This is a genomic window from Brevibacillus schisleri (genome assembly GCF_055685845.1).
Genome location: NZ_JBVNDM010000001.1, coordinates 1621050 through 1640839, shown reverse-complemented (window position 1 = coordinate 1640839; position 19790 = coordinate 1621050). Strand labels below are relative to the sequence as shown.

Sequence of the window (19790 nt, the reverse complement as noted above, 5' to 3'; positions counted from 1 at the left end):
GTCCTATCGAAAAGTGTCAGGTTTTGTTTTCCTGTGAATTATTACAAACCCCTGACGCCTGCTTAAGGCCATCAGGGATCATTCTATTTGCTATCGTTGTTGAGCACATCAGCAGCTCTTGGTCCAAAAATGATATACAAATAGACATATTGGCTGACGCTAACACGAGGAAAGACGAACGCAACACTGTTCTTGCCCTCTTGTTGTCTGACAAAATAACGCAATTTGCTTGTTTTGATCCTTTGCACAATGCGTGTCGCTTCTCGCCATGGTACGGAAAATTGAACGCTTTTTTCCATCAGCACCAACACCTCTCACGGCTAGTATGCCCCGGATTGGTAAAATTACACACTCACTCATACCGTAGTGCTTCAATGGGTTTGAGCTGGGCTGCTTTTCTCGCCGGATACACACCGAAAATGACACCAACCAATGTAGAGGTCAAAAACGCATACATGATCGGCGACAGACTAATCGAAGTTGCCATCTGACCGAGCTTGCTAACCAAAAACGCAGCCCCAACCCCTAAGGCAATGCCAATTCCCCCGCCAATCAGGCTAAGCGTAACCGCTTCGATCAAAAACTGGCGGAGAATATCTCCCCGCTTGGCTCCAATCGCCTTGCGAATTCCGATCTCCCTTGTCCGCTCCGTGACGGATACAAGCATGATGTTCATCACGCCGATCCCGCCAACAATCAGCGAGATCGCGGCAATACCAGATAAAAGCGCGGTCATCGAGCTGGATACGGACTGTGCTGTACTTAAAATGTCTGACTGGGACGTAATGCGGAAATCATCGGCAGCTTGTGGCCGTAGTTTGTGATTGGCACGAAGGGCTTGCTGAATATCTTGTTGCGCCTTCTCCATCAAGTCCGACGATGCTGCCGAGACGTAGATCGAGCCCACGTTTTTGCCTCCGGTCAACCTGTTCATCGCAGTGGTAATCGGAATGATGATCCGATCGTCGTTGTTTGTCATACCTGAGCTTCCCTGGCTCTGCAATACGCCGATGATCGTAAACGGAATCCGGTTGATCTGAACGGTTTGCCCTACTGGATTCGCTCCTTTAAACAGGTTGCTGACCACCTCTGTCCCCACGACAGCCACGTTGTATTGCATCTTCACTTCAAAGTTGCTAAAGAAGCGCCCTTGTCCCACCTCTACATTTCTCACCTGGGGGAAATCGGCTGACGTCCCCTCGAGCATACTGGAATAGTTATTGCTTCCCCAGACAATCTGCCCCCGCGCATTGACGCTGGGAGCCACACCCGAAATGGACTCTTTTTGCGTCAGGGTTTCTGCATCTGCCATCGTCAACGTATTCAGAGAGCCAGCTCCAAGGCTTACCCTGCCTTGTGTCGCCTGACCAGGTGTGACAATCAGCAGGTTGCTCCCTAAACCATTGATCTGCGAAGCAACAGACGTGGAGGTTCCTTCGCCGATCGCCACCATCGCAATAACAGCAGCCACACCGATGATAATTCCCAGCATCGTGAGAACGGAGCGCAAGCCATTTGCCCTGATGCTGCGAAAGGAAATGCGTACACATTCAAGAAAGCTCATCTTCTCTACCCTCCATGGACGCCCTCCTGCGATCCTCCACCACTTCATCCGCGATAATTTGCCCATCACGGAACCGGACGATCCTCTTGGCATACTCCGCAATATCAGGCTCATGTGTCACCAAAATAACCGTTCTGCCTGCATCGTTCAGCTTTTGAAAAATACCCATGATCTCTTCACTCGTCCTTGTGTCCAGCGCTCCTGTCGGCTCATCTGCCAGCAGAATGACGGGATCATTGACGAGAGCTCGCGCGATCGACACCCGTTGCTGTTGTCCACCTGACAGCTCATTAGGCTTGTTGTTCAATCGCTCCGCCAGTCCGACACTCGTTAATGCCCGGATGGCTTTTTCTCTTCGTTCCCGTGCAGGCGCACCTCCATATAAAAGGGGCAGCTCTACATTTTCAACTGCGGTCGTACGTGGCAACAGATTGAAATTTTGAAAAACAAATCCGATTTTCTGATTGCGGATGACTGCTAATTCATCATCATGTGCTAGTGATACAGGATAGCCGTCTAAAAAAAATTCTCCCGAAGTAGGCTTATCCAGGCAGCCAATCACATTCATCATCGAAGACTTGCCTGAACCAGACGGCCCCATGATTGCCACGAAATCCCCTTCCTCAATCGACAAGCTGACACCCCTGAGCGCATAAATCTCCTGGTCTCCGATGACGTATTGTTTTCTCAGCTCTTCTATTTGAATGACCGGTTTCATCTGCCTACCGTCCCCTTATCTGGACGCCGCCCATTCCGCCGAATCCTGGCATACCGCCGCCCATTCGATTTCCATTTTGACTCGTTTCAGACGAGGTCTGTGTATTCATGAGGATGACGACACGCTCTCCTTCGGTAAGCCCCTCCGTCACCTCTACCTGATCGGCAGTGAAGTACCCCATTTTAATCGGAACAAATCGATACGGCATATTCGCTCTGCCCTCTTTTCCTCCGTTGCGGTAATTCGCTTGCTTCGCCTCAGCCTGATTCCCTTCCGCTCCTTCTTCAGCTTGTTGTGCAGTAGCATCCCGTAGCACATACACGCCATCCTTGCCATTTTGGGTTTGCAGCGCTTGCGCAGGTACCACGAGCACATTTTTATGGGTTCCTCGTTCGATCGCGACGTTCATCGTCATCCCGATCTTCAATTTGTTATCCTGATTTGCCACAGACAAAAGCACATCGTAAGTGGTGACTCCAGCGTCGGTTTTCGCTTCTGGATAGATTAGCTTTACTTTTCCACGGAACGTCTCGTCCGCATAAGAACTCGTCGTAAACGTCACAGGCAAGCCTTCCTGCACTTTTCCGATATCACTCTGGCTAATTTGAGCCACTACCTCTAAATCTCCGCTATTCGAATTATCCATGATAATGAAATCATTGCCGGGTATTTCGCCTACATTGCCGTTTACCTGGACGATCACTCCATCCATCGGCGCTTTCAAGGTGACTGCCCTCCATGCCTTTTGTGCCTGTTGCAGCCCCGCTTTTGCCTGTTCTACCGCTGCTTTGGCCGATAACACTGTGGCAGCATCTGGGCCTTCATTCGCCTCCTGTAACGCTTCTTGCGCTGTTTGATACGCAGCCCCAATGCTTGCTCTACCTTCACACTGGCCTGCCCTGTCGTCTGTCCGGCTGTCAATACGGCTGAGTTGTAATCGCGCTGGGCTTGGTCCAACGAGGCCTGGGCACTGTCGAATTCACTCTTGGCAATCGCACCTGCCGCGAACAAGGTTTGCTGGGAAGTGTACGTCTTCTGGGCACTCTCCAGGTTTGCCTTTGCCTTCTCTATGTCATTTGCCGCTTTTTTCCCGTCAATGTTTTGCTTTGCGAGCTCCCATTCGTTCTTGGTCTGATTGACGGCGGCTTGCAAAGAAGTGATTTCTGCGGGACTCTTGCGCTTTTGTGCCTCCTCTAGCTTGGCTTGCGCCGATAAAAGATTTGCTTCCGCATTCGTCACCTGGATTCTCGCTACGGAATCGTCCATCGTCGCCAGAACTTGCCCTGCCTTTACCGCATCACCAACGCCGACCTGAATGGTAGAGATCGCATCCTTCGCTTCTTCTGCATCAGAGAACGAGAGAGACGAGCGCTTGGAAGCCTGGACAGTGCCTGATGCCTGCACGACTTCTGAGATGTCTCCCCTTTTTACCGTCTCCACTTGAAAAGCGGCCTGCGCCGTTTGCGGGGTAAAAAACGACTGATGGCTGAAGATACCGCCTGAAACAATCACGACCCCGACAGCCAAAGCTCCAATGATCCATCTTCTCTTGTTGCTTCCTGCCTTCGAAAACAACTCTCTCTTTTTCTCCTTGTGAGTCACGCTCAGTCCTCCTACTGTCTGCTTGATTGAAGACTTGTCTTTTTGGTTGCGATCACTATACGGAACGAATACGTCAGGGAAAAGTCAGATGAAAACACAAAAAAACGACCAGATAACCAGGTCGTTTTATGATCATGCATGAATTATTTGCGCAAAATCAACGTGAAGGTGCTGCCTGACGCCGTACTCTCAGTCAGAATCAACATACCTCCTAACGCTTGGGCAATCATTCTGCTAAAAGACAAACCAAGCCCCAGCCCACGGACGATGTGCTTCTTGTCCTCTCCTCGGTAGAATCGCTCGAAAATCAAAGACTGTTCTTCTATTGGTATCCCGCATCCATTGTCCTTCACGTCAATGCGAATCTCCTCTGCTGATGCAGATAGTGACACGACGATCCGTCCCTCCGATTCCATCGCTTGTGCTGCGTTGTTTAGGAGATTGTACATGATTTGCTGTACACGCAGCGGGTCGGTATCTATCATGATCGGATCAGAGGTACTTTCGATGTGCAGGCTGAGTTTCTCTTCTTCTTGCAAAATTCTCCATTGATGCGTAATTTCCCGGATCAGCTCCTGCATGTTTTGAGGTTGCCTGCGAATGCGAATATCACCGACTGCAAAAGAGTTAAAATCGAGCAAATCCTCTACCATCTTTATCAGACGTGTCGTTTCCTTCGTGCAAATATCCAAAAATTCCTTGGCTTCCTCACCACTCACAACCTCTTCCCTCACGGCTTGCACCAGCCCACTGATGGACGTAACAGGTGTTTTGAGTTCGTGGGTTACCCCTGCCAACAATTCGGTACGCATCATCTCCAGTTGCTTCAATCGCTCTGCCATTTCTTCAAAGGAATGGATCAGTTCATACACTTCTTGTTCGCGCTTGTTTTTATCCAATTGAATCTCGTAGTTTCCCATTACGATTTGCTTGGCAGCGTCTGCCACATCCTTAATCGGCTGAGACAGCTTTTTCGTCAGCAAATAAATGACGAGCCACCCAAGCAAACCGAGACCTAGAAGCATGATCGCAAGCAGTTGGAACTCGGTCATGCTGCGTATCAGCTGTTTTTGTGGGGTGAACAGCATGACCCATCCAACCACTCGCTCTTCAACCTTAATGCTTTCCTTCACGAAAAGCACTTCCTCGCCCCGCGCAAGCTCAAGCTGTGACAGGCTGTCATCCGCCTCCACCAGATCAGGCGCGAGGCGCTTCAGTTCACTAGAAAAAGGACCGGGTACGCCAAATACAGGTTGTTTGTGTTCATCCAGGATCATCATCATTGGTTTGTAATTGACTCCGAGTGACTGCTGGCGACTGTCCACAATACGAAACAAGAACGGAGCCATTTTTACCTTGCCTTCCATATCAACGACCCGATCCGCTACTTCTGCTGCCATCAGTCTCATAAAATCAAGGCGCTTTTGAGTCTCGCTATAAGAAATCCAGTAGCTGGATGCAATTCCGATCACGAAAAGGCCGATACACAAAATGATCAAGTATCGCGTCGTCCAGTAGCGAAACAAAGAGGTGCGTTTTTTCTCACTCATATACGCACAGCTTGTAGCCCAAGCCACGATAAGTACGGATTTCCCCTTCGGATGTCGGCCAATTCTCCAAAGATCGCCGGATGCGCTTGATCGCGAGGTCTACTGCGCGATCACTTCCTTCGTAATCCATCCCCCACACCTGCTCGATGAGCTGTTCTCTGGTGAACGTCTGGTTTTTGTACTGCGCCAAAAAAAGAAACAGGCACAAGTCCTTTGGCGTAAACGCAAGTTCAATGCCGTGCAGCATCACAGAATACGCCTTGAAGTCGACTTTCAGACTGCCAAACTGCTTCACATGATTGCCTTCTATCAATTGTTTCGAGCGACGTAATACTGCATGTACGCGAGCGACCACTTCGTCGGCAATAAAGGGCTTGGTGATATAGTCGTCGGCGCCTTTGTTCAAGCCCGCCAGCTTGTTATCGATTTGTCCCAACGCTGTCAGCATGATGACAGGACACGAGCTTTTCGCCCGAATATATTCGAGAATACTCCATCCGCTTCGTCCAGGCAGCATCACATCCAGCAAAACGAGCGCAGGATTGTGTGAATCAAACTTCCGCTCAGCTTCCTCGCCGTTAAATGCCTGTTCAACCCGAAAGTTGTTTTTTTCCAAGTACGCCTTCAATACCCGAGAGATGGGTAGTTCGTCTTCCACGATTAAGATGCTATGCATGCTCGTACTCTCCCCTCTGCTCGGACTCATCCTCTCTTTAGCGTAGGACATGAATATGTCAAGCAGATGTCTGGAAGGAAGCATACTTTGCAAGTAAAATAAAGAGACCTGAATGCAAATAGGGAGGTTTTTCTCATGAAACGCTTAAGTACGGAAGAAAAAAACGGTTTGTATAAAGCCATCAGCAATCGTCGCGATATTCGTACCTTTCGCCAAGACCCTGTCTCCCCGGATAAGCTCGCCATGATCTTGGCCGCTGCCCACCATGCTCCTTCTGTCGGATTCATGCAGCCTTGGAATTTTGTCCTGGTGGAAGACGACGCAACCAAGCAAGCTCTGGCAGAATGTGCGGATAAAGAACGGCGGGCGCTTGCCATCCACTACGAAGGAACAGGACGAGAGTCGACCTTTTTGGAGTTGAAAATTCAAGGGATCAAGGAAGCGCCAGTCACCATCTGTGTCACTTGTGATCCTACACGTGGCGGAGACCATGTACTCGGACGCAATTCCATCCCGGAAACTGATATTATGTCGGTCAGCTGTGCAATCCAAAACATGTGGCTGGCGGCCTACGCCGAAGATTTGGCGATGGGCTGGGTCAGTTTTTACAAGAAGGCCGACGTGCGTCGTATCCTGAACATACCGCCGCATATCGATCCTGTCGCATTGCTGTCGATCGGCTACACAGATCATTATCCCGAACGTCCACTCTTGGAGCTGCACCAATGGAGACAACGTGAGGACCTGCAACAGTTGATTTATCGGGAGCAGTGGGGAAATAAGGCGTAAGCCGCGAAAAATACTAAAAAGAAAAGGTTCCCGTTTCGAGCATGGGGACCTTTTTCTTTCAGGAAAGGATTTTGAAATGAAAGAGATTCTCTTGAAATACCTTGCTAGATTTACAACCCTTTCTAAAAAAGAGCAAGGGGCAATCCTTGATGAAATCGCTACACAGGAATATAAAAAAGGAACGATATTCCTTCGACAAGGAGATATTCCCACGAAGTGTTATTTTGTATTAAATGGATGTGTTAGACAGTATTCGATAGATGAAAAGGGGAAAGAAGTTACGTCCCAATTCTACACAGAAGAACAAGCCATTGTGAATCTGGGTCAGCATAAGCCGGATCACTCATCTGCCTATTTTTTAGCTTGTCTCGAAGACTGTACATTGGTCGTGGGTAATCTTGATACCGTAAGTGACATGTTTAGCAAATACGCACAATTGGAAACCATGTCACGCAAGATGTTAGAAGAAAACCTTGGCGAGATACAAGATGAGTTCGCTTCCTTTATCGCTTCCACACCCGAAGAGCGGTATAAAACCGCTTTGCAGAAACGCCCTCACTTAATCGATCGTGTGCCCCAGCATCAATTGGCGAGCTATCTGGGCATGACGCCAGAGTCATTAAGTCGGATTAAAAAGAGGACCTCCGCTAACCAAACGTAGCGGTTTCAGCTTCTTTTGGAGGCTAACCCTCCTTTAAACAGCAGCCAAATCCCGAACCCCAACTCTCCCGCGATCATGGGCAATTGAAATATAGCGGTAAGCGTCGATATCATTCCGATATTTTGTGAAAAAAACAATTTGCTTATGTTGATCACCATATAGCCTACGGAGGCCAACAACAGTAATGAGCCAATGACCCTCGGGATGGTTTCGGATTGGAAAGCCACATAACCGACAAGCATGAGATGCCCGCCAAAGATCATTAATCCAATAGACCAAATTGACTCAAATGCTTGCAAACAAAGCATCATTTGTGCTTGAAGCTGGTCACTTGGTAATAGTGCGAATGGCTCCGTATTTTTCGAAAGGAGAAGCACAACAATCAGATTAAACAAGGCTATTCCCAAAATAGCGGTATAGATCAAACGAAACCAAGCAGCAAGTAGTGACAGGTATGGATTCATCGGCTTGAGAAAGAGATAAAAAGCCCAAGCGACGACGATATCCGTGATCAGGATAATGACCCAACCGAAAATCTCGGCTTTGAACAGCATAGGGGATGACTTGATGTTCTGAAACGTTGCGTTGGCATCTCCTTGCACGACAAGACTTTCATGAGCAAAACCGTACGAAAAAAAGGAAGCAAGCACCATGATGAAAAGTGAAATACCAGCAATCAGAGCAGATTTTCTCTGAATCGATGGCTGGATGACTGAGACCGCCATAAGATCCCTCCTCATTTACAATGTAGCGTTTATTGTAGGAGGAAAAATAGCGACGGTCATTGACTTAAATCAATGGAGCCTTTTTATGCAAAAAAAAGACTGCCTGATTAACAGGCAGCCCAGAGAAATAGAGGGGGTAGTACGTGATTCACGGTATCTTCCTGACGTACCCAGACACGGGGAAGGTTTCACAATTGACGTGACTCACGAACATCGAACTAGCAAAATGGGAAATTTCACCTGACACGGAGCTCTTCCTCTCTGCCCGAATATACCTAGCGAATCGATTTATATGCGTGGACGCGTCCTGTTTGTCGGAATAGCCGCTAGCGGATCATCCGGCCAGTAATGCTTGGGATAACGTCCCTTTAAATCTTTTTTCACCTCAAAATACGCATGCGCCCAAAAGCTCGCCAAGTCCCGTGTCACTTGTACCGGACGATGTGCTGGCGAAAGCAGGTGCAATGTCAGTGGCACTCTGCCTCTGCCTATTCTCGGGGAGTCTTGCCAACCAAACAACTCCTGTAGCCGGACCGAAAGCACTGGAGCCGCTGGATCGCTGTAATCGACAGGAATTTTGGAACCGCTCGGGACGATCACATGAGTCGGAGCGTGCTCGTCTAGCTGTCTGCGCTGCTCCCATGAGAGCATACTCTCTAGCATCGTCGTCACCGACAGCGACTGTAGGTCTTCCTTCCTTTTGAAACCATACACATGGGGAGCGAGCCATTCCTCCAAGGAAGCAAGCAGTGCCTCATCTTCCACATTCGGCCAGCCTTCCTCCAGACGATGCATAAAAACCAAACGCTCCCGATACTGTCTCGCCTGCCGATTCCACGGCAAAATCTCCAAGCCTTCTCCTTTTATTCCGTCCAAAAACGCTGTTAACACCTCATCTGGCGAAGACTCCGCAGGCATATCCGTCAACAGGATCGCGCCCAACCGTTTTTGCTTGCGGCTGCGAACTGCCGCTGCTGTATGCTCCCACCATACGTTCATTCGTTCCGTAATCTGCAACGCACAATCCTTCAACAGCTCGCTTTCTTCCACGCTAGCCGCCAGTAATATCCGACTATCTGCACCTTGATCATCGAGTTCTGCTGCCACAATATACGGCGAAGCAGCCAGTGGTTGCTGCACGGAAAAAGCCGCCCCACGCCCGTTGCGAAGCAAATAACGTCCATCCGCCCTTCGCTGGGCAATCCGGTCGGGGTACGCAAACGCCAGCAGTCTTCCCGTCGCTTCTGTTCGAGTGGAAGTGCCGGCAGACTGGTTGTTTGCCCATACCCGTTTGAAATGAGCTGCCTCCTTCCAAAGTCTTTGGCATGCTCCTACATCAAGCGGGAGTTCTGTTCCACCACTCTGTTTATTTCCTACCAGACGAAGTAGTTCAACACGCGTACGCATATCCGCATCTGCTGACGCTTGGCGCCCCCTGACAATATCTCGTTCTTCCAAGAGAACAGCAAGCTCGCAAGCAAGCTCACCTTCCCCCAGCTCATTCGCTTTCTGAATCATGTGGCCCACTCTCGGATGCACACCCATTCCAGCAAGCGCTCGTCCATGTGCTGTGATCTGCTTCCGCTCATCTAATGCGCCCAGTTGGAGCAGCAGCTCTTGAGCCTGTGCCATCGCTGGCTTCGGCGGGGGATTCAGCCAATCCAGCTCGTCCGACGACCCGACTCCCCACAAAGCCAGCTCCAATGCCAGCACAGCCAGATCCGCTTCCATGATTTCAGGTGCCTGCTGTGGTATGAGCATACGATCTTCTTGCTCTGTCCACAGTCGAAAGCAGACTCCGGGTGTAAGACGTCCGGCCCTTCCTCGGCGTTGGTCAGCAGATGCTCTCGATACCTTTGCAGTCTCCAGTCTCGTCATCCCCGTTCGCGGCGAAAAGCGCGGCACCCGTTTTAATCCACTATCAATCACGATGCGCACACCCTCGACAGTCAAGCTCGTCTCGGCAATCGTGGTAGCGAGACAATTTTGCGTTCTCCTATTTTCCCAGGCTGGATCGCCTTATCTTGTTCCTCCTGCGACAAATTTCCGTAAAGAGGCGCAATCCGTATGTTCGTGCCCACACCGCTTTGTTCAAGCAACTCTTGCACCCGGTGAATCTCTTTGGCTCCCGGTAAAAAGACGAGCATTTCTCCCTCTTCTTGTCTCAACGCCTGAAAGATCATCTGGACAATCGCTTCTTCCAGACGCCCCTGCATCGGGGATGTCAAAAAGCGCGTTTCCACCGGGAACATCCTGCCTTTACTACTAACAATGGGAGCATTCCCCATTAAGGCTGACACGGGCTCTGCATCGAGTGTAGCGGACATCACGAGTATTCGCAGGTCCTCTCGAAACAAGCTTTGTGCCTGAAGACTAAGGGCCAGCCCTAAATCCGCGTGCAAATTTCGTTCATGGAACTCATCGAAAATAACAAGACCAACATCAGATAGCTCCGGATCATCCTGTAGCATTCTCGTTAAAATTCCTTCTGTCATCACTTCAATTCGTGTGCCTGGACCTACTCTTGATTCACGCTTAACCCGATATCCGACCGTTTGTCCAACTTCTTCCCCCAGCAAGGCAGCCATGTAGGAAGCGGCCTGACGTGCGGCCAGTCGGCGTGGGACCAGCATCACAATTCGGCGATTATGTAACCAAGCTTCTTCACGCAAGGCAAGTGGTACCCGCGTCGTCTTCCCCGCACCCGGAGCAGCAACCAACACTGCGTTTGTCTCTTCACGCAGCGTGTTTACCAGCTCGGGCAATACTTCATTTATCGGCAATGCATTCATGTTTTCACCTCATACGAGCAATCATCCCTTTTCATCATACACGATATAGGAATATAGGATGAGTGTGGATCGCAAACCCAAAATGACTGAATAATCATTCAATAGTATAATGGAGCCATTACTATGGGAGGTGTGCGGTATGATTCACATTCATCACCATGAAGACGTGGCATGTCTGAAAGGGATTGTTCGCGTAACCGCCGATCATCGCGGCTTCTTCTGGCGAGTTTGACTCGCTCTATATCGTCACATCTGTTCTTGCAGAACACCTTCCTTTTCCAACGCCGAATAGTATACTAGAAGGATAATCCTTACAATTCTATTTAAAAAAAGAGGAGCGTATATGAAAGTCATCACTGTATTCCTTGCACTCATTCTGGGTTTATCTGGTATTTATCCTGTGGTTACATATGCTGCATCAAAATTTCATGATGTCGATCCGAAGAAATACGGCTGGACCATGAATTCGATCTCCTTCATGGTTGATAAGGGGGTTGTTAGCGGTTATCCTGACGGTCGCTTCCAACCCGAAAGATTGGTAGACAAAGCGGAAATGACCGTCATGATCTATCGCCTGTTTGATCAATACAGACCGTACAAACCGAATCAGAAGACGGACTATAGCAATTACCACATCGAACATTTTTCTGATGTACCGAAAAATCATTGGGCCTACAAGGAAATCAGTTCAATTGTTACACGAGATTGGTGGAATGCAGTAAGCTATACACCTGCTGGGTACAAATTTTACCCGGACGCCAAACTCAATCGAATCGGTACAGCTAACGTCCTACCCGTCTTTATGTTAGACAGGCAAGATATGCCTGCCAAGGAAGTTTTACAAATCCTTTCTGGCATGCGGGATATTCCCATCATCTTGAGTCCGTATTCGCTTGACCCAAACTCTCCTGAAGACCTTTTCCAGGAGGATGGGCGGTATAACGAAGATGGGAGAGACCAAACGAACATCCTGTATCCGCTTCTCTTTGGCCAAGATGGCGATGAAATCTTGTTTACGGATGACTACAGCGGAATCCTCGGAACCAACCTCGCCCTTTTGAAAAAAACAGGGATCATGACTGCATGGAACGGCAAGTTCGAGGGTGGAGAAATGCTGACTCGTGCGGAAGCTGTCACTATTTTGCACAGATTTTATAACCATTTGAAGCAAACAGGGACACTCCGCCAATACTCGAGCAAGTAAAAAACCTCCATCCCGGAGGTTTTTTTGCGACACCTTATTCTTTGTCGATCGGATTACTCATACGGTCCTCATACGGGTCGAAATAAATTTGTCCATTGGAGCTAATCACGGCGTAGTTCACTTCCTCGACACTCAAGCCTTTTTTGCCCACCTGTGAAAGTAGCCACTCGATGGTTAAGCTATGTTGGCGTAAATTGCTCTGGATGATTTGACCATCCATGATCAATTCAATCGGGAATATCTGTCTCTTCCCCATTTTCAGTTTTAAGTCCCCGCGAGTAACAGGTAAAAATTGCGGTTTTCTCAGGACGGATATCTCTCCATTCAACTCCAGCACAGCATATTGAACTTCTTCGATATTAAAAATGTTTCTTTCCCGCAGCTCTTGATTCAGCGTATCCAAAGACAGCTTTTGCTTACGCATGTTATCTTCGAGAATTCTTCCATCCTGGATGACCACCGTCGGCTGGCCCGAAAACCATTTTCGCATTTTCCGGTTTTTCAGGGAGAGAATCATCAACAAATAGGCGATACCACCAAAAGTGAGTAATGTCACGAGCATGTGCGATATTTTGGCCATGTTGTTAAAGGCAAGATTTGCTGTCAGCGCCCCCAAGGTGATCGCCGCGACAAAATCGTGATACGTCATTTGCGCAATCGTCTGCTTGCCCAAGATTCTAGTAATGATCATCATGATGGCAAAAGCCAGCAGTGCTCTCGCAATTACTTCCACAATAGATTCCATGCTCCACCCCGGGGATGACGAAATTTTGCACCATACCCCAATTATAGCCATGTTTATCAATGGAAAACCTATCATGACAGTTTCGCATACAGACATTTCCTACAAATTCTTCTACAATAGAAAAAAATCATACCCATGGAAAGGAATGAAAATGATATGGCGATCAAAAAGCTGGAGCATGTGGGCTTGATGGTAAAAGACTTGAACGCCTCAGTTGCCTTTTACACCGAAGTGATTGGGATGGAGCTAAAAGGAAAGCTCGCTCATTCCAACGGAGAAATTACGCTTGCTTTTCTTGGATTTCCGGGAAGCACTGAGACAGAGCTGGAGCTCATTCACGGATACAGCGATTCCCTTCCGGTAGAGGGCAAAGTCCACCACCTGGCGTTTGCTGTCGACAACCTCGAAGCTGAAATCGACCGTTTGAAGCAACGACATGTAACCTTTATCGATCAGGAAATAACCATCTTGCCGAACGGCTCGCGTTATATGTTCTTCAAAGGTCCGGATGGGGAGTGGCTGGAGCTGTTTGAAAGCACAAGAACGTAGAGGGAAAAGATTCGCCTTTTCCTTCTACGTCCCCTCTTCTACTTTACTTTGATCTCTTTTCTACGTCCCATATACCACTGATAAAACCCTTCCGCCAACTCTATCGGCACATCTGTTACCCCTTTATGACTCACTGGTTTGGCACGATTGACTGTTTTGATCGAAGCAAGCCCTAGCTGCTTTTGCAGGAGGCCTCTTTTGACGTTGACCTCAATAATCTTTTCTCGTTTGGATATATATAAGGTCGTAGTCAGGCTCCCTGTTTGGAACTGAATAAAATGATCATTCAAGGTGTATCGCGTGTTGTAGAATTCAATGACTTCGAAGGCTAGGATGATCAGTGTCAACGCAATGGATATAACCCACCAGGCTTGCTCCCACCCCCAAATATTCGGCTTGAAATAGAAAAGCGCACCTGTGCCTATAAGCCAAATCCAGCTCGATCTGACCAAGCGAACCCATAACGACTTTCTGGGGAGACTCGTCATTTTTTCCGTCACTTCATACGCAGGCAATATTTCTGCGATCATCTCATACGCACGTTTTATTGGTAGAAATGGATAGAGGGAGCTGACATCCTGTTTATCCTTATCCGAATCACTATCCCCGCCAACAACCGTCAGCTTGACTTCGGCGAGACCCAACATGCGCTTTAACAAGGATTGTTTGATTTTAATCGCTTGCACTCTCTCTTTTGCGATCGAAAAAGCCGTTTCTTCAATGACTCCTTTGGCAATGTAAATCCGGTCGTGATCCGAAGAAATTTCGTATTTTCCGTAACGAATATAAGTCGTAACCATGCCGAATACGATGGACAGGACGAGTAGTCCAACGGCAGTTAGCGTGATCCATGTCCACGAGCTCATAATCAGCGAATAAATACCTACTACCTGCTCCTCCACGTCGATATATTCGGTGAGTTTGAAGTACGCCCATATCAGTAGCGTAATCATCCCGAGGAAGCTTAGAGAAGTGAAGGAAGCCTTGATAATCTCTTTTTTCGTTGGCGTAAAGTGAATGACTCGCTCAGGAGTGATATACGGCGTACCGATTTCCTCCGTGGAATCTCCTGCTTTCCCTTCAGCCTCACGCTCTTTCTCTAATCGCACTGCCTGTTTCGTGTAGGCCTCCAGTCGATCTGCTTCGTTTACAGAAATCACCGCGAATTCCACTCTAGAATCATCGCCAACCATCCCTGTCTCAAACCGGATAGAAGTCACTTTAAAAATCCGGTGCAGCAACGTCGTATGTCGATTGACGTTTTGGATTTTGCTAAAAGGGATCGTTTGCTTTGTCTTCGTAAAAATCCCTTCGTAAAGATGGAAAGCCGTATCATCCAGCCTATACTTATACGAAACCCATTTCAAAAGCAGATAGGCCAGCATCCCTGCTACATAGATGTAAAAAACAATTCTCCCGTATGTAATGAATGCGTTTGTCGAGTCATAATTGAACACAAACAGAATCAACGCAGGAAAAAACAGATGCTTAACTTGGATGATGAGATCAAAAAGGATCGTTAGTGGATGGTATCGTTTTGCTTCCATCACTACTCCACTTCCTTTAATTTGGCGTAGTGTGCAATCTGTTCTCTCAATTGAGAAGCGACATCCCCCGGCAACCCTGGAATCTCGTGTGAGGAGCCCATTGTTTTAATCGAGATGGTGTACAGCCCGTACTTTCGCAAAATTGGTCCTTGTTTCGTTGAGACTGCTTGAATTTTCGTCATGGGAACAAGGATATGTCTCTCTGTGATCACCCCGAATTTCATTTGCAGGAAATCTTCATCGATCTCATACCGCCAGCTTTTACATAAAAAATACGGCTCGACAAAAGACCAGATCGTCCCGATCACACCAATAACGAGCAATCCGTGCAAGCACCATCCAATCCATTCCTTCCAGGCAAACCGATTATCTAGATAATAAAGAACGCCCAAAATTACAAGCCCGATTACAACCGTAATCCCCGCAGTAATAAGCTCTACCTTGAACGCATCCTTGGACAAGCTCTTCTGTGGTGCGCTAATTCGAGAAGGCATATCATCACTCCTGTATGTTTATTCCACTGTCCATGCTCCCTTTATTTCATACGTAAAACAATCCGTCTGGTTTCTACGAACGACTCGTCAATTTTTCATGCAGCAAACGAATACTCTTATGCCGTTCGAATCATACTAAATAATGGAGAAAAAGGCTTGTAAAAATTATCACATTATAATCATTATAAAAAACTTGACTTACTGAATCATTTATTAAATAATAATCATTGTAAATTATATTCAAGCATGCCTCGTTACGCATGTCCTGAATATGTACTATACAAAAAACATATAAAGGAGCTAACACTATGTCACTCATCGGAACTGAAGTATTGCCTTTTAAAGCACAAGCATTCCAAAAAGGTAAATTCCTCGAAGTAACTGAAGCAAACTTCAAAGGTCAATGGAGCGTAGTTTGCTTCTACCCAGCAGACTTCACTTTCGTTTGCCCTACTGAACTCGAAGATCTGCAAAACCAATATGCAACTTTGAAAGAACTCGGTGTTGAAGTATACTCCGTTTCTACAGATACTCACTTCACTCATAAAGCATGGCACTCAAGCTCTGAAGCAATCAGCAAAGTAGAATACATCATGATCGGTGACCCTTCCCATGTGATCTCCCGCAACTTCGACGTATTGATCGAAGCTGAAGGTCTGGCAGATCGCGGTACATTCATCATCGACCCAGACGGTGTCATCCAAGCTGTTGAGATTACTGCAGGTGGCATTGGCCGTGATGCAAGTGCTCTGATCAACAAAATCAAAGCAGCACAATATGTTCGCAACAATCCAGGTGAAGTTTGCCCAGCTAAATGGCAAGAAGGTGGCAAAACACTGAAACCAAGCCTTGATCTCGTAGGCAAAATTTAAGGTGTGATAGATAATGGCCCTTGACCAAGAAATCAAAGCGCAACTAGAACAATATCTCGAGCTCTTGGAAGGCGATATTGTACTCAAAGTCAGTGCAGGCACGGATGAGGCATCCTCTGAGATGCTTGCACTGATTGATGAGCTAGCCAGCATGTCTTTGAAGATCAGTGTGGAGAAAGCTGAACTCACTCGCACACCTAGCTTTAGCGTAAACCGTGTCGGCGAAGATACTGGCGTTGTTTTTGCCGGTACTCCGCTGGGTCACGAATTTACTTCCTTGGTATTGGCTCTCTTGCAAGTTAGCGGAAGAGCTCCAAAGGTCGAGCAAAGTGTCATTGATCAAATCAAAGACCTTCGTGGTGAATATAAGTTCGAATCTTACATCAGCTTGAGTTGCCACAATTGTCCAGATGTTGTCCAAGCTCTGAACTTGATGAGTATCTTCAATCCTGGTATTACTCATACAATGATTGATGGTGCCGTATTCAAGGACGAGGTAGAGAGCAAAAACGTGATGGCTGTGCCGAGCGTTTTCCTCAATGGTGAATTTTTCGAAAGCGGTCGTATGACCGTGGAAGAAATTCTTGCCAAGCTGGGTTCTGCTCCGGACGCATCCGAGTTTGACAATAAAGACCCTTATGATGTGCTTGTTGTGGGCGGTGGCCCAGCAGGTGCTAGTGCGGCGATCTATGCAGCACGCAAAGGGATTCGTACTGGTCTCGTTGCTGAACGCCTTGGCGGTCAAGTCAATGACACATTGGGCATTGAGAACTTCATCAGTGTGAAATACATTGAAGGTCCTCAGCTCGCAGCCAACTTGGAAAAGCAAGTGAAAGAGTATGGCATTGATGTCATGAAGCTGCAACGTGCCAAGCGTTTGGAGAAGAAGGATCTGATCGAAGTTGAACTCGAAAACGGCGCTGTTCTGAAGAGTAAGACAGTCATCTTGTCGACAGGTGCTCGTTGGCGGAATCTGGGTGTACCAGGTGAAGCAGAGTTCAAGAACAAGGGTGTAGCTTATTGCCCTCACTGCGATGGTCCTTTGTTCATAGGCAAAGATGTCGCAGTTGTTGGCGGCGGTAATTCAGGTGTGGAAGCAGCGATTGATCTCGCAGGAATTGTGAAGCATGTAACCGTTCTGGAATTCTCGCCAGAACTGAAAGCTGACGCAGTATTGCAAGATCGTCTTTACAGTCTGCCAAATGTCACAGTACTCAAAAACGTTCAAACCAAAGAAATTACGGGTACGGATAAAGTAAACGGCATTTCTTACATCGAGCGTGAGACAGGTGAAACCAAGCACATTGAATTGCAAGGTGTGTTTGTACAGATCGGTCTGGTACCGAATACAGATTGGTTGGGCGACACGATTGAGCGCACTCGCTTTGGTGAGATCGTAGTAGACAGCCATGGTTCTACAAACATCCCTGGTGTTTTTGCTGCCGGTGATTGCACGAACAGTGCTTATAAACAGATCATCATTTCGATGGGATCTGGAGCTACTGCGGCTTTGGGAGCTTTCGATTATCTCATCCGCAACTAATAACAAAGCCACTCCTCTTCAAGGGAGTGGCTTTGTTTATTTATTTGGTTACTTGGTACCCACGTTGATAAACGGAGTAGCTCCACCCGTTACGCTCGGCAGCTTTCCATCCCATTTGCGGATGGCTTCAAGTTGCGCCTCAATCTGTCTGAGCTGAATCAGCTCTGGCGTAACCTCTTGCTTTTGTAGACGCAATGCTTGTGCCTGTGCTTCTGCTCTCGTGATTTCTTGCTCTTTTTCGATCTTGATCCGCTCCAGGTCCAGCTTCGATTTGAGCGCTTGCTGCTCGGCAACCTGCTTGGATTCAATGGCGCGGTTGAATTCATCACTGAAAGTAAACTCGCGAATATTGATTTCGTCGAGGATGATGTTATAATTCGACAGCTTTTTATGCAAGACTTCTTTTACCTTTTGGCTGACCTCGGAACGCTTGGATACCAGTTCTTCTGCTGTGTATTGAGCGGTCACAGCTTTAAATGATTCGGCGATGGCAGGATCAACAATTCGGCTATTGTACTCCAATCCCACTTGCTGATACAGTTTATTGACATTTTCTGCATCCAAATGATGGTTAACAGCAATTGTCGTAGAGACGGTTTGCAGGTCACGTGAAGCAGAAGTCTGGCTCATTTCTGATTTTTGCACCCGCACTTCCATCGGCACCACCGTTTGAATGAACGGAATTTTAAAATGCATGCCCTCTTGTAACACTTTTGGCTGTACCGCTCCCAGTTGCAGCACAACCCCACTATGCCCTGCGGAAATAATCGTAAAAGATTGCGTGCCAAGCAAGACCAACGCAACCAGTATCACAATCGTTGCGATCAGCTTTCCTCCTGCTTGAAAGGGACTCATTTTTACAACATTTTTGTCGCTCATACTCGTCCTCCCTCTATCTATACATGCTCATTCATGTATACGAGAGAGTGGGCTGTAAGTTTCAAGAAATTTATGAAAAATACATGTCATAAGCGCTCTGCTTTCGAAGCTTCTAACAGAACATGCGCCATGCGCTCTGCCTCAATTTTGCATAGCTCAAATTCGACTTCACCAGATACATGCGAAATCAATTGGATAACTTCCTCACACCCGTGATTGCATATTAAAAACTGTCCCCACCGCACTTCCGAACGTGATACCTTGCGAGCGGAAAAGCCGCTTTGAAAGCCGCCAAGACTCATTTTTTTCATCTCCATCCTAAAAACAATCTATGCATCCCTCTCATCTTACCCTTTCTTTTGCAATCGAGGAAAAGATGTTTATTGAAGGAACTTCCCTTTCTCACTACTATAGAGACAAGAAGGGAGATGATTCAAATGCGAGACCCTTATGTACGAAGAGCCGAATGCGGCTCTGAGCAAAGAGTTCTTCTTTCTCTTGGTTCAGAGCCTTTCCCATATTGAGTTGAGGATCTCTTTGCTCATCTATATACGCACATCACGCTATATAGACAGGAGCAAAGCACATGAAATACAAAAATGCACAAGACCTATTGCCAGACGATCTGCTGCGGCAAATTCAGCATTACGTACAAGGAAGTTACTTATACATCCCGATCCACCACGAAAACAAACGACAATGGGGCGCGTCCACAGACACAAAGCAATGGCTAAGCGTGCGTAATCATGCGATTTGGCAAGCCTATCACGAAGGGGCTTCTGTCAAAATGCTCGCCCAGAAACATTACTTGACCGAACACAGTATTCGGCGCATTATTCGTGGACATAAATGAGACAGAGAAAAGGTCGACCGTGTGTCT

General features: G+C 47.5%; 20 protein-coding genes and 1 pseudogene. 7 read left to right on the top strand and 14 right to left on the bottom strand.

What is annotated here, in order from left to right; all coding sequences use genetic code 11:
- Nucleotides 1–83: 83 nt before the first annotated feature.
- From ACUUHJ_RS08300 to ACUUHJ_RS08270, 7 genes are all read right to left on the bottom strand, one after another.
- A complete protein-coding gene (locus tag ACUUHJ_RS08300; protein WP_472298655.1) occupies nucleotides 84–299 on the bottom strand; it encodes a hypothetical protein in 216 nt (71 codons plus the stop codon).
- A 53-nt stretch (nucleotides 300–352) separates the two neighbouring features.
- A complete protein-coding gene (locus ACUUHJ_RS08295) occupies nucleotides 353–1564 on the bottom strand; it encodes an ABC transporter permease (RefSeq protein WP_472298654.1) in 1212 nt (403 codons plus the stop codon).
- The gene (locus ACUUHJ_RS08290) at nucleotides 1551–2282 is read right to left on the bottom strand and encodes an ABC transporter ATP-binding protein (RefSeq protein WP_472298653.1); all 732 of its coding nucleotides are present in this window, start codon (nucleotides 2280–2282) and stop codon (nucleotides 1551–1553) included. The genes ACUUHJ_RS08295 and ACUUHJ_RS08290 overlap by 14 nt, the downstream gene beginning before the upstream one ends.
- 4 nt (nucleotides 2283–2286) lie before the next feature.
- Nucleotides 2287–3084 carry an efflux RND transporter periplasmic adaptor subunit gene (locus ACUUHJ_RS08285; RefSeq protein ID WP_472298652.1) on the bottom strand — a complete coding sequence of 266 codons (798 nt, stop codon included), beginning with the start codon at nucleotides 3082–3084 and terminating at the stop codon, nucleotides 2287–2289.
- Nucleotides 3060–3884 carry an HlyD family secretion protein gene (locus ACUUHJ_RS08280; RefSeq protein ID WP_472298651.1) on the bottom strand — a complete coding sequence of 275 codons (825 nt, stop codon included), beginning with the start codon at nucleotides 3882–3884 and terminating at the stop codon, nucleotides 3060–3062. The genes ACUUHJ_RS08285 and ACUUHJ_RS08280 overlap by 25 nt, the downstream gene beginning before the upstream one ends.
- Before the next feature lie 143 nt (nucleotides 3885–4027).
- Nucleotides 4028–5461 (bottom strand): HAMP domain-containing sensor histidine kinase, encoded by a 1434-nt coding sequence (locus tag ACUUHJ_RS08275; RefSeq protein ID WP_472298650.1) that lies wholly within the window; start codon nucleotides 5459–5461, stop codon nucleotides 4028–4030.
- Nucleotides 5427–6110, bottom strand: a complete 684-nt coding sequence (locus ACUUHJ_RS08270) for a response regulator transcription factor (protein WP_472298649.1) — start codon at nucleotides 6108–6110, stop codon at nucleotides 5427–5429. The genes ACUUHJ_RS08275 and ACUUHJ_RS08270 overlap by 35 nt, the downstream gene beginning before the upstream one ends.
- A 135-nt stretch (nucleotides 6111–6245) precedes the next feature.
- Here ACUUHJ_RS08270 and bluB point away from each other — a divergent pair, with 135 nt between their 5' ends.
- On the top strand, nucleotides 6246–6899 hold the full coding sequence (bluB, locus tag ACUUHJ_RS08265) for a 5,6-dimethylbenzimidazole synthase (RefSeq protein ID WP_173605378.1): 654 nt from the start codon (nucleotides 6246–6248) through the stop codon (nucleotides 6897–6899).
- A gap of 76 nt (nucleotides 6900–6975) precedes the next feature.
- Nucleotides 6976–7560 (top strand): Crp/Fnr family transcriptional regulator, encoded by a 585-nt coding sequence (locus ACUUHJ_RS08260; protein ID WP_472298648.1) that lies wholly within the window; start codon nucleotides 6976–6978, stop codon nucleotides 7558–7560.
- Nucleotides 7561–7565: 5 nt separating this feature from the next.
- Here the strand turns inward: ACUUHJ_RS08260 and ACUUHJ_RS08255 are convergent, their stop codons facing one another.
- On the bottom strand, nucleotides 7566–8285 hold the full coding sequence (locus tag ACUUHJ_RS08255) for a DUF4386 domain-containing protein (RefSeq protein WP_289676828.1): 720 nt from the start codon (nucleotides 8283–8285) through the stop codon (nucleotides 7566–7568).
- A gap of 288 nt (nucleotides 8286–8573) precedes the next feature.
- A pseudogene (hrpB, locus tag ACUUHJ_RS08250) lies at nucleotides 8574–11077 on the bottom strand (ATP-dependent helicase HrpB).
- 343 nt (nucleotides 11078–11420) lie between these two features.
- Between hrpB and ACUUHJ_RS08245 the strand changes: the two are divergent.
- On the top strand, nucleotides 11421–12281 hold the full coding sequence (locus tag ACUUHJ_RS08245; protein WP_472298647.1) for an S-layer homology domain-containing protein: 861 nt from the start codon (nucleotides 11421–11423) through the stop codon (nucleotides 12279–12281).
- 34 nt (nucleotides 12282–12315) lie between these two features.
- Here ACUUHJ_RS08245 and ACUUHJ_RS08240 read toward each other — a convergent pair whose 3' ends face one another.
- On the bottom strand, nucleotides 12316–13026 hold the full coding sequence (locus ACUUHJ_RS08240) for a DUF421 domain-containing protein (RefSeq protein ID WP_064201249.1): 711 nt from the start codon (nucleotides 13024–13026) through the stop codon (nucleotides 12316–12318).
- A gap of 156 nt (nucleotides 13027–13182) precedes the next feature.
- Here ACUUHJ_RS08240 and ACUUHJ_RS08235 point away from each other — a divergent pair, with 156 nt between their 5' ends.
- Nucleotides 13183–13575, top strand: a complete 393-nt coding sequence (locus ACUUHJ_RS08235; RefSeq protein WP_472298646.1) for a VOC family protein — start codon at nucleotides 13183–13185, stop codon at nucleotides 13573–13575.
- 38 nt (nucleotides 13576–13613) lie between these two features.
- On the opposite strand, the gene ACUUHJ_RS08230 is transcribed toward ACUUHJ_RS08235, so the two are convergent.
- Both ACUUHJ_RS08230 and ACUUHJ_RS08225 read right to left on the bottom strand, forming a co-directional pair.
- On the bottom strand, nucleotides 13614–15125 hold the full coding sequence (locus ACUUHJ_RS08230) for a PH domain-containing protein (RefSeq protein ID WP_472298645.1): 1512 nt from the start codon (nucleotides 15123–15125) through the stop codon (nucleotides 13614–13616).
- Entirely contained in the window at nucleotides 15125–15616 is a 492-nt protein-coding gene (locus tag ACUUHJ_RS08225; RefSeq protein ID WP_472298644.1) for a PH domain-containing protein, read from the bottom strand. Before ACUUHJ_RS08225 ends, ACUUHJ_RS08230 begins: the two co-directional genes overlap by 1 nt.
- A gap of 308 nt (nucleotides 15617–15924) precedes the next feature.
- On the opposite strand from ACUUHJ_RS08225, the gene ahpC reads away from it, so the two are divergent.
- Both ahpC and ahpF read left to right on the top strand, forming a co-directional pair.
- Nucleotides 15925–16488 carry an alkyl hydroperoxide reductase subunit C gene (ahpC, locus tag ACUUHJ_RS08220; protein ID WP_016741021.1) on the top strand — a complete coding sequence of 188 codons (564 nt, stop codon included), beginning with the start codon at nucleotides 15925–15927 and terminating at the stop codon, nucleotides 16486–16488.
- 13 nt (nucleotides 16489–16501) lie between these two features.
- Nucleotides 16502–18031, top strand: coding sequence for an alkyl hydroperoxide reductase subunit F (gene ahpF, locus ACUUHJ_RS08215; RefSeq protein ID WP_234127254.1), 1530 nt, complete (start codon nucleotides 16502–16504; stop codon nucleotides 18029–18031).
- Nucleotides 18032–18079: 48 nt separating this feature from the next.
- On the opposite strand, the gene ACUUHJ_RS08210 is transcribed toward ahpF, so the two are convergent.
- Nucleotides 18080–18910: a prohibitin family protein gene (locus ACUUHJ_RS08210; protein ID WP_012685219.1), complete on the bottom strand. Its 831-nt coding sequence runs from the start codon at nucleotides 18908–18910 to the stop codon at nucleotides 18080–18082.
- Nucleotides 18911–18996: 86 nt separating this feature from the next.
- Nucleotides 18997–19212 (bottom strand): hypothetical protein, encoded by a 216-nt coding sequence (locus ACUUHJ_RS08205; protein ID WP_012685218.1) that lies wholly within the window; start codon nucleotides 19210–19212, stop codon nucleotides 18997–18999.
- A 284-nt stretch (nucleotides 19213–19496) separates the two neighbouring features.
- Here ACUUHJ_RS08205 and ACUUHJ_RS08200 point away from each other — a divergent pair, with 284 nt between their 5' ends.
- Nucleotides 19497–19763 carry a CD3324 family protein gene (locus tag ACUUHJ_RS08200; protein ID WP_289676816.1) on the top strand — a complete coding sequence of 89 codons (267 nt, stop codon included), beginning with the start codon at nucleotides 19497–19499 and terminating at the stop codon, nucleotides 19761–19763.
- Nucleotides 19764–19790: the final 27 nt, after the last annotated feature.

What these genes read in the sequence shown, in the direction of transcription:
- ACUUHJ_RS08210 (WP_012685219.1), bottom strand. Translation starts at nt 18,910, where the DNA reads ATGAGCGACAAAAATGTTGTAAAAATGAGTCCCTTTCAAGCAGGAGGA.
- ACUUHJ_RS08225 (WP_472298644.1), bottom strand. Translation starts at nt 15,616, where the DNA reads ATGCCTTCTCGAATTAGCGCACCACAGAAGAGCTTGTCCAAGGATGCG.
- ahpC (WP_016741021.1), top strand. Translation starts at nt 15,925, where the DNA reads ATGTCACTCATCGGAACTGAAGTATTGCCTTTTAAAGCACAAGCATTC.
- ahpF (WP_234127254.1), top strand. Translation starts at nt 16,502, where the DNA reads ATGGCCCTTGACCAAGAAATCAAAGCGCAACTAGAACAATATCTCGAG.
- ACUUHJ_RS08200 (WP_289676816.1), top strand. Translation starts at nt 19,497, where the DNA reads ATGAAATACAAAAATGCACAAGACCTATTGCCAGACGATCTGCTGCGG.
- ACUUHJ_RS08270 (WP_472298649.1), bottom strand. Translation starts at nt 6,110, where the DNA reads ATGCATAGCATCTTAATCGTGGAAGACGAACTACCCATCTCTCGGGTA.
- ACUUHJ_RS08240 (WP_064201249.1), bottom strand. Translation starts at nt 13,026, where the DNA reads ATGGAATCTATTGTGGAAGTAATTGCGAGAGCACTGCTGGCTTTTGCC.
- ACUUHJ_RS08295 (WP_472298654.1), bottom strand. Translation starts at nt 1,564, where the DNA reads ATGAGCTTTCTTGAATGTGTACGCATTTCCTTTCGCAGCATCAGGGCA.
- ACUUHJ_RS08235 (WP_472298646.1), top strand. Translation starts at nt 13,183, where the DNA reads ATGGCGATCAAAAAGCTGGAGCATGTGGGCTTGATGGTAAAAGACTTG.
- ACUUHJ_RS08300 (WP_472298655.1), bottom strand. Translation starts at nt 299, where the DNA reads ATGGAAAAAAGCGTTCAATTTTCCGTACCATGGCGAGAAGCGACACGC.
- ACUUHJ_RS08290 (WP_472298653.1), bottom strand. Translation starts at nt 2,282, where the DNA reads ATGAAACCGGTCATTCAAATAGAAGAGCTGAGAAAACAATACGTCATC.
- ACUUHJ_RS08260 (WP_472298648.1), top strand. Translation starts at nt 6,976, where the DNA reads ATGAAAGAGATTCTCTTGAAATACCTTGCTAGATTTACAACCCTTTCT.
- bluB (WP_173605378.1), top strand. Translation starts at nt 6,246, where the DNA reads ATGAAACGCTTAAGTACGGAAGAAAAAAACGGTTTGTATAAAGCCATC.
- ACUUHJ_RS08255 (WP_289676828.1), bottom strand. Translation starts at nt 8,285, where the DNA reads ATGGCGGTCTCAGTCATCCAGCCATCGATTCAGAGAAAATCTGCTCTG.
- ACUUHJ_RS08245 (WP_472298647.1), top strand. Translation starts at nt 11,421, where the DNA reads ATGAAAGTCATCACTGTATTCCTTGCACTCATTCTGGGTTTATCTGGT.
- ACUUHJ_RS08205 (WP_012685218.1), bottom strand. Translation starts at nt 19,212, where the DNA reads ATGAGTCTTGGCGGCTTTCAAAGCGGCTTTTCCGCTCGCAAGGTATCA.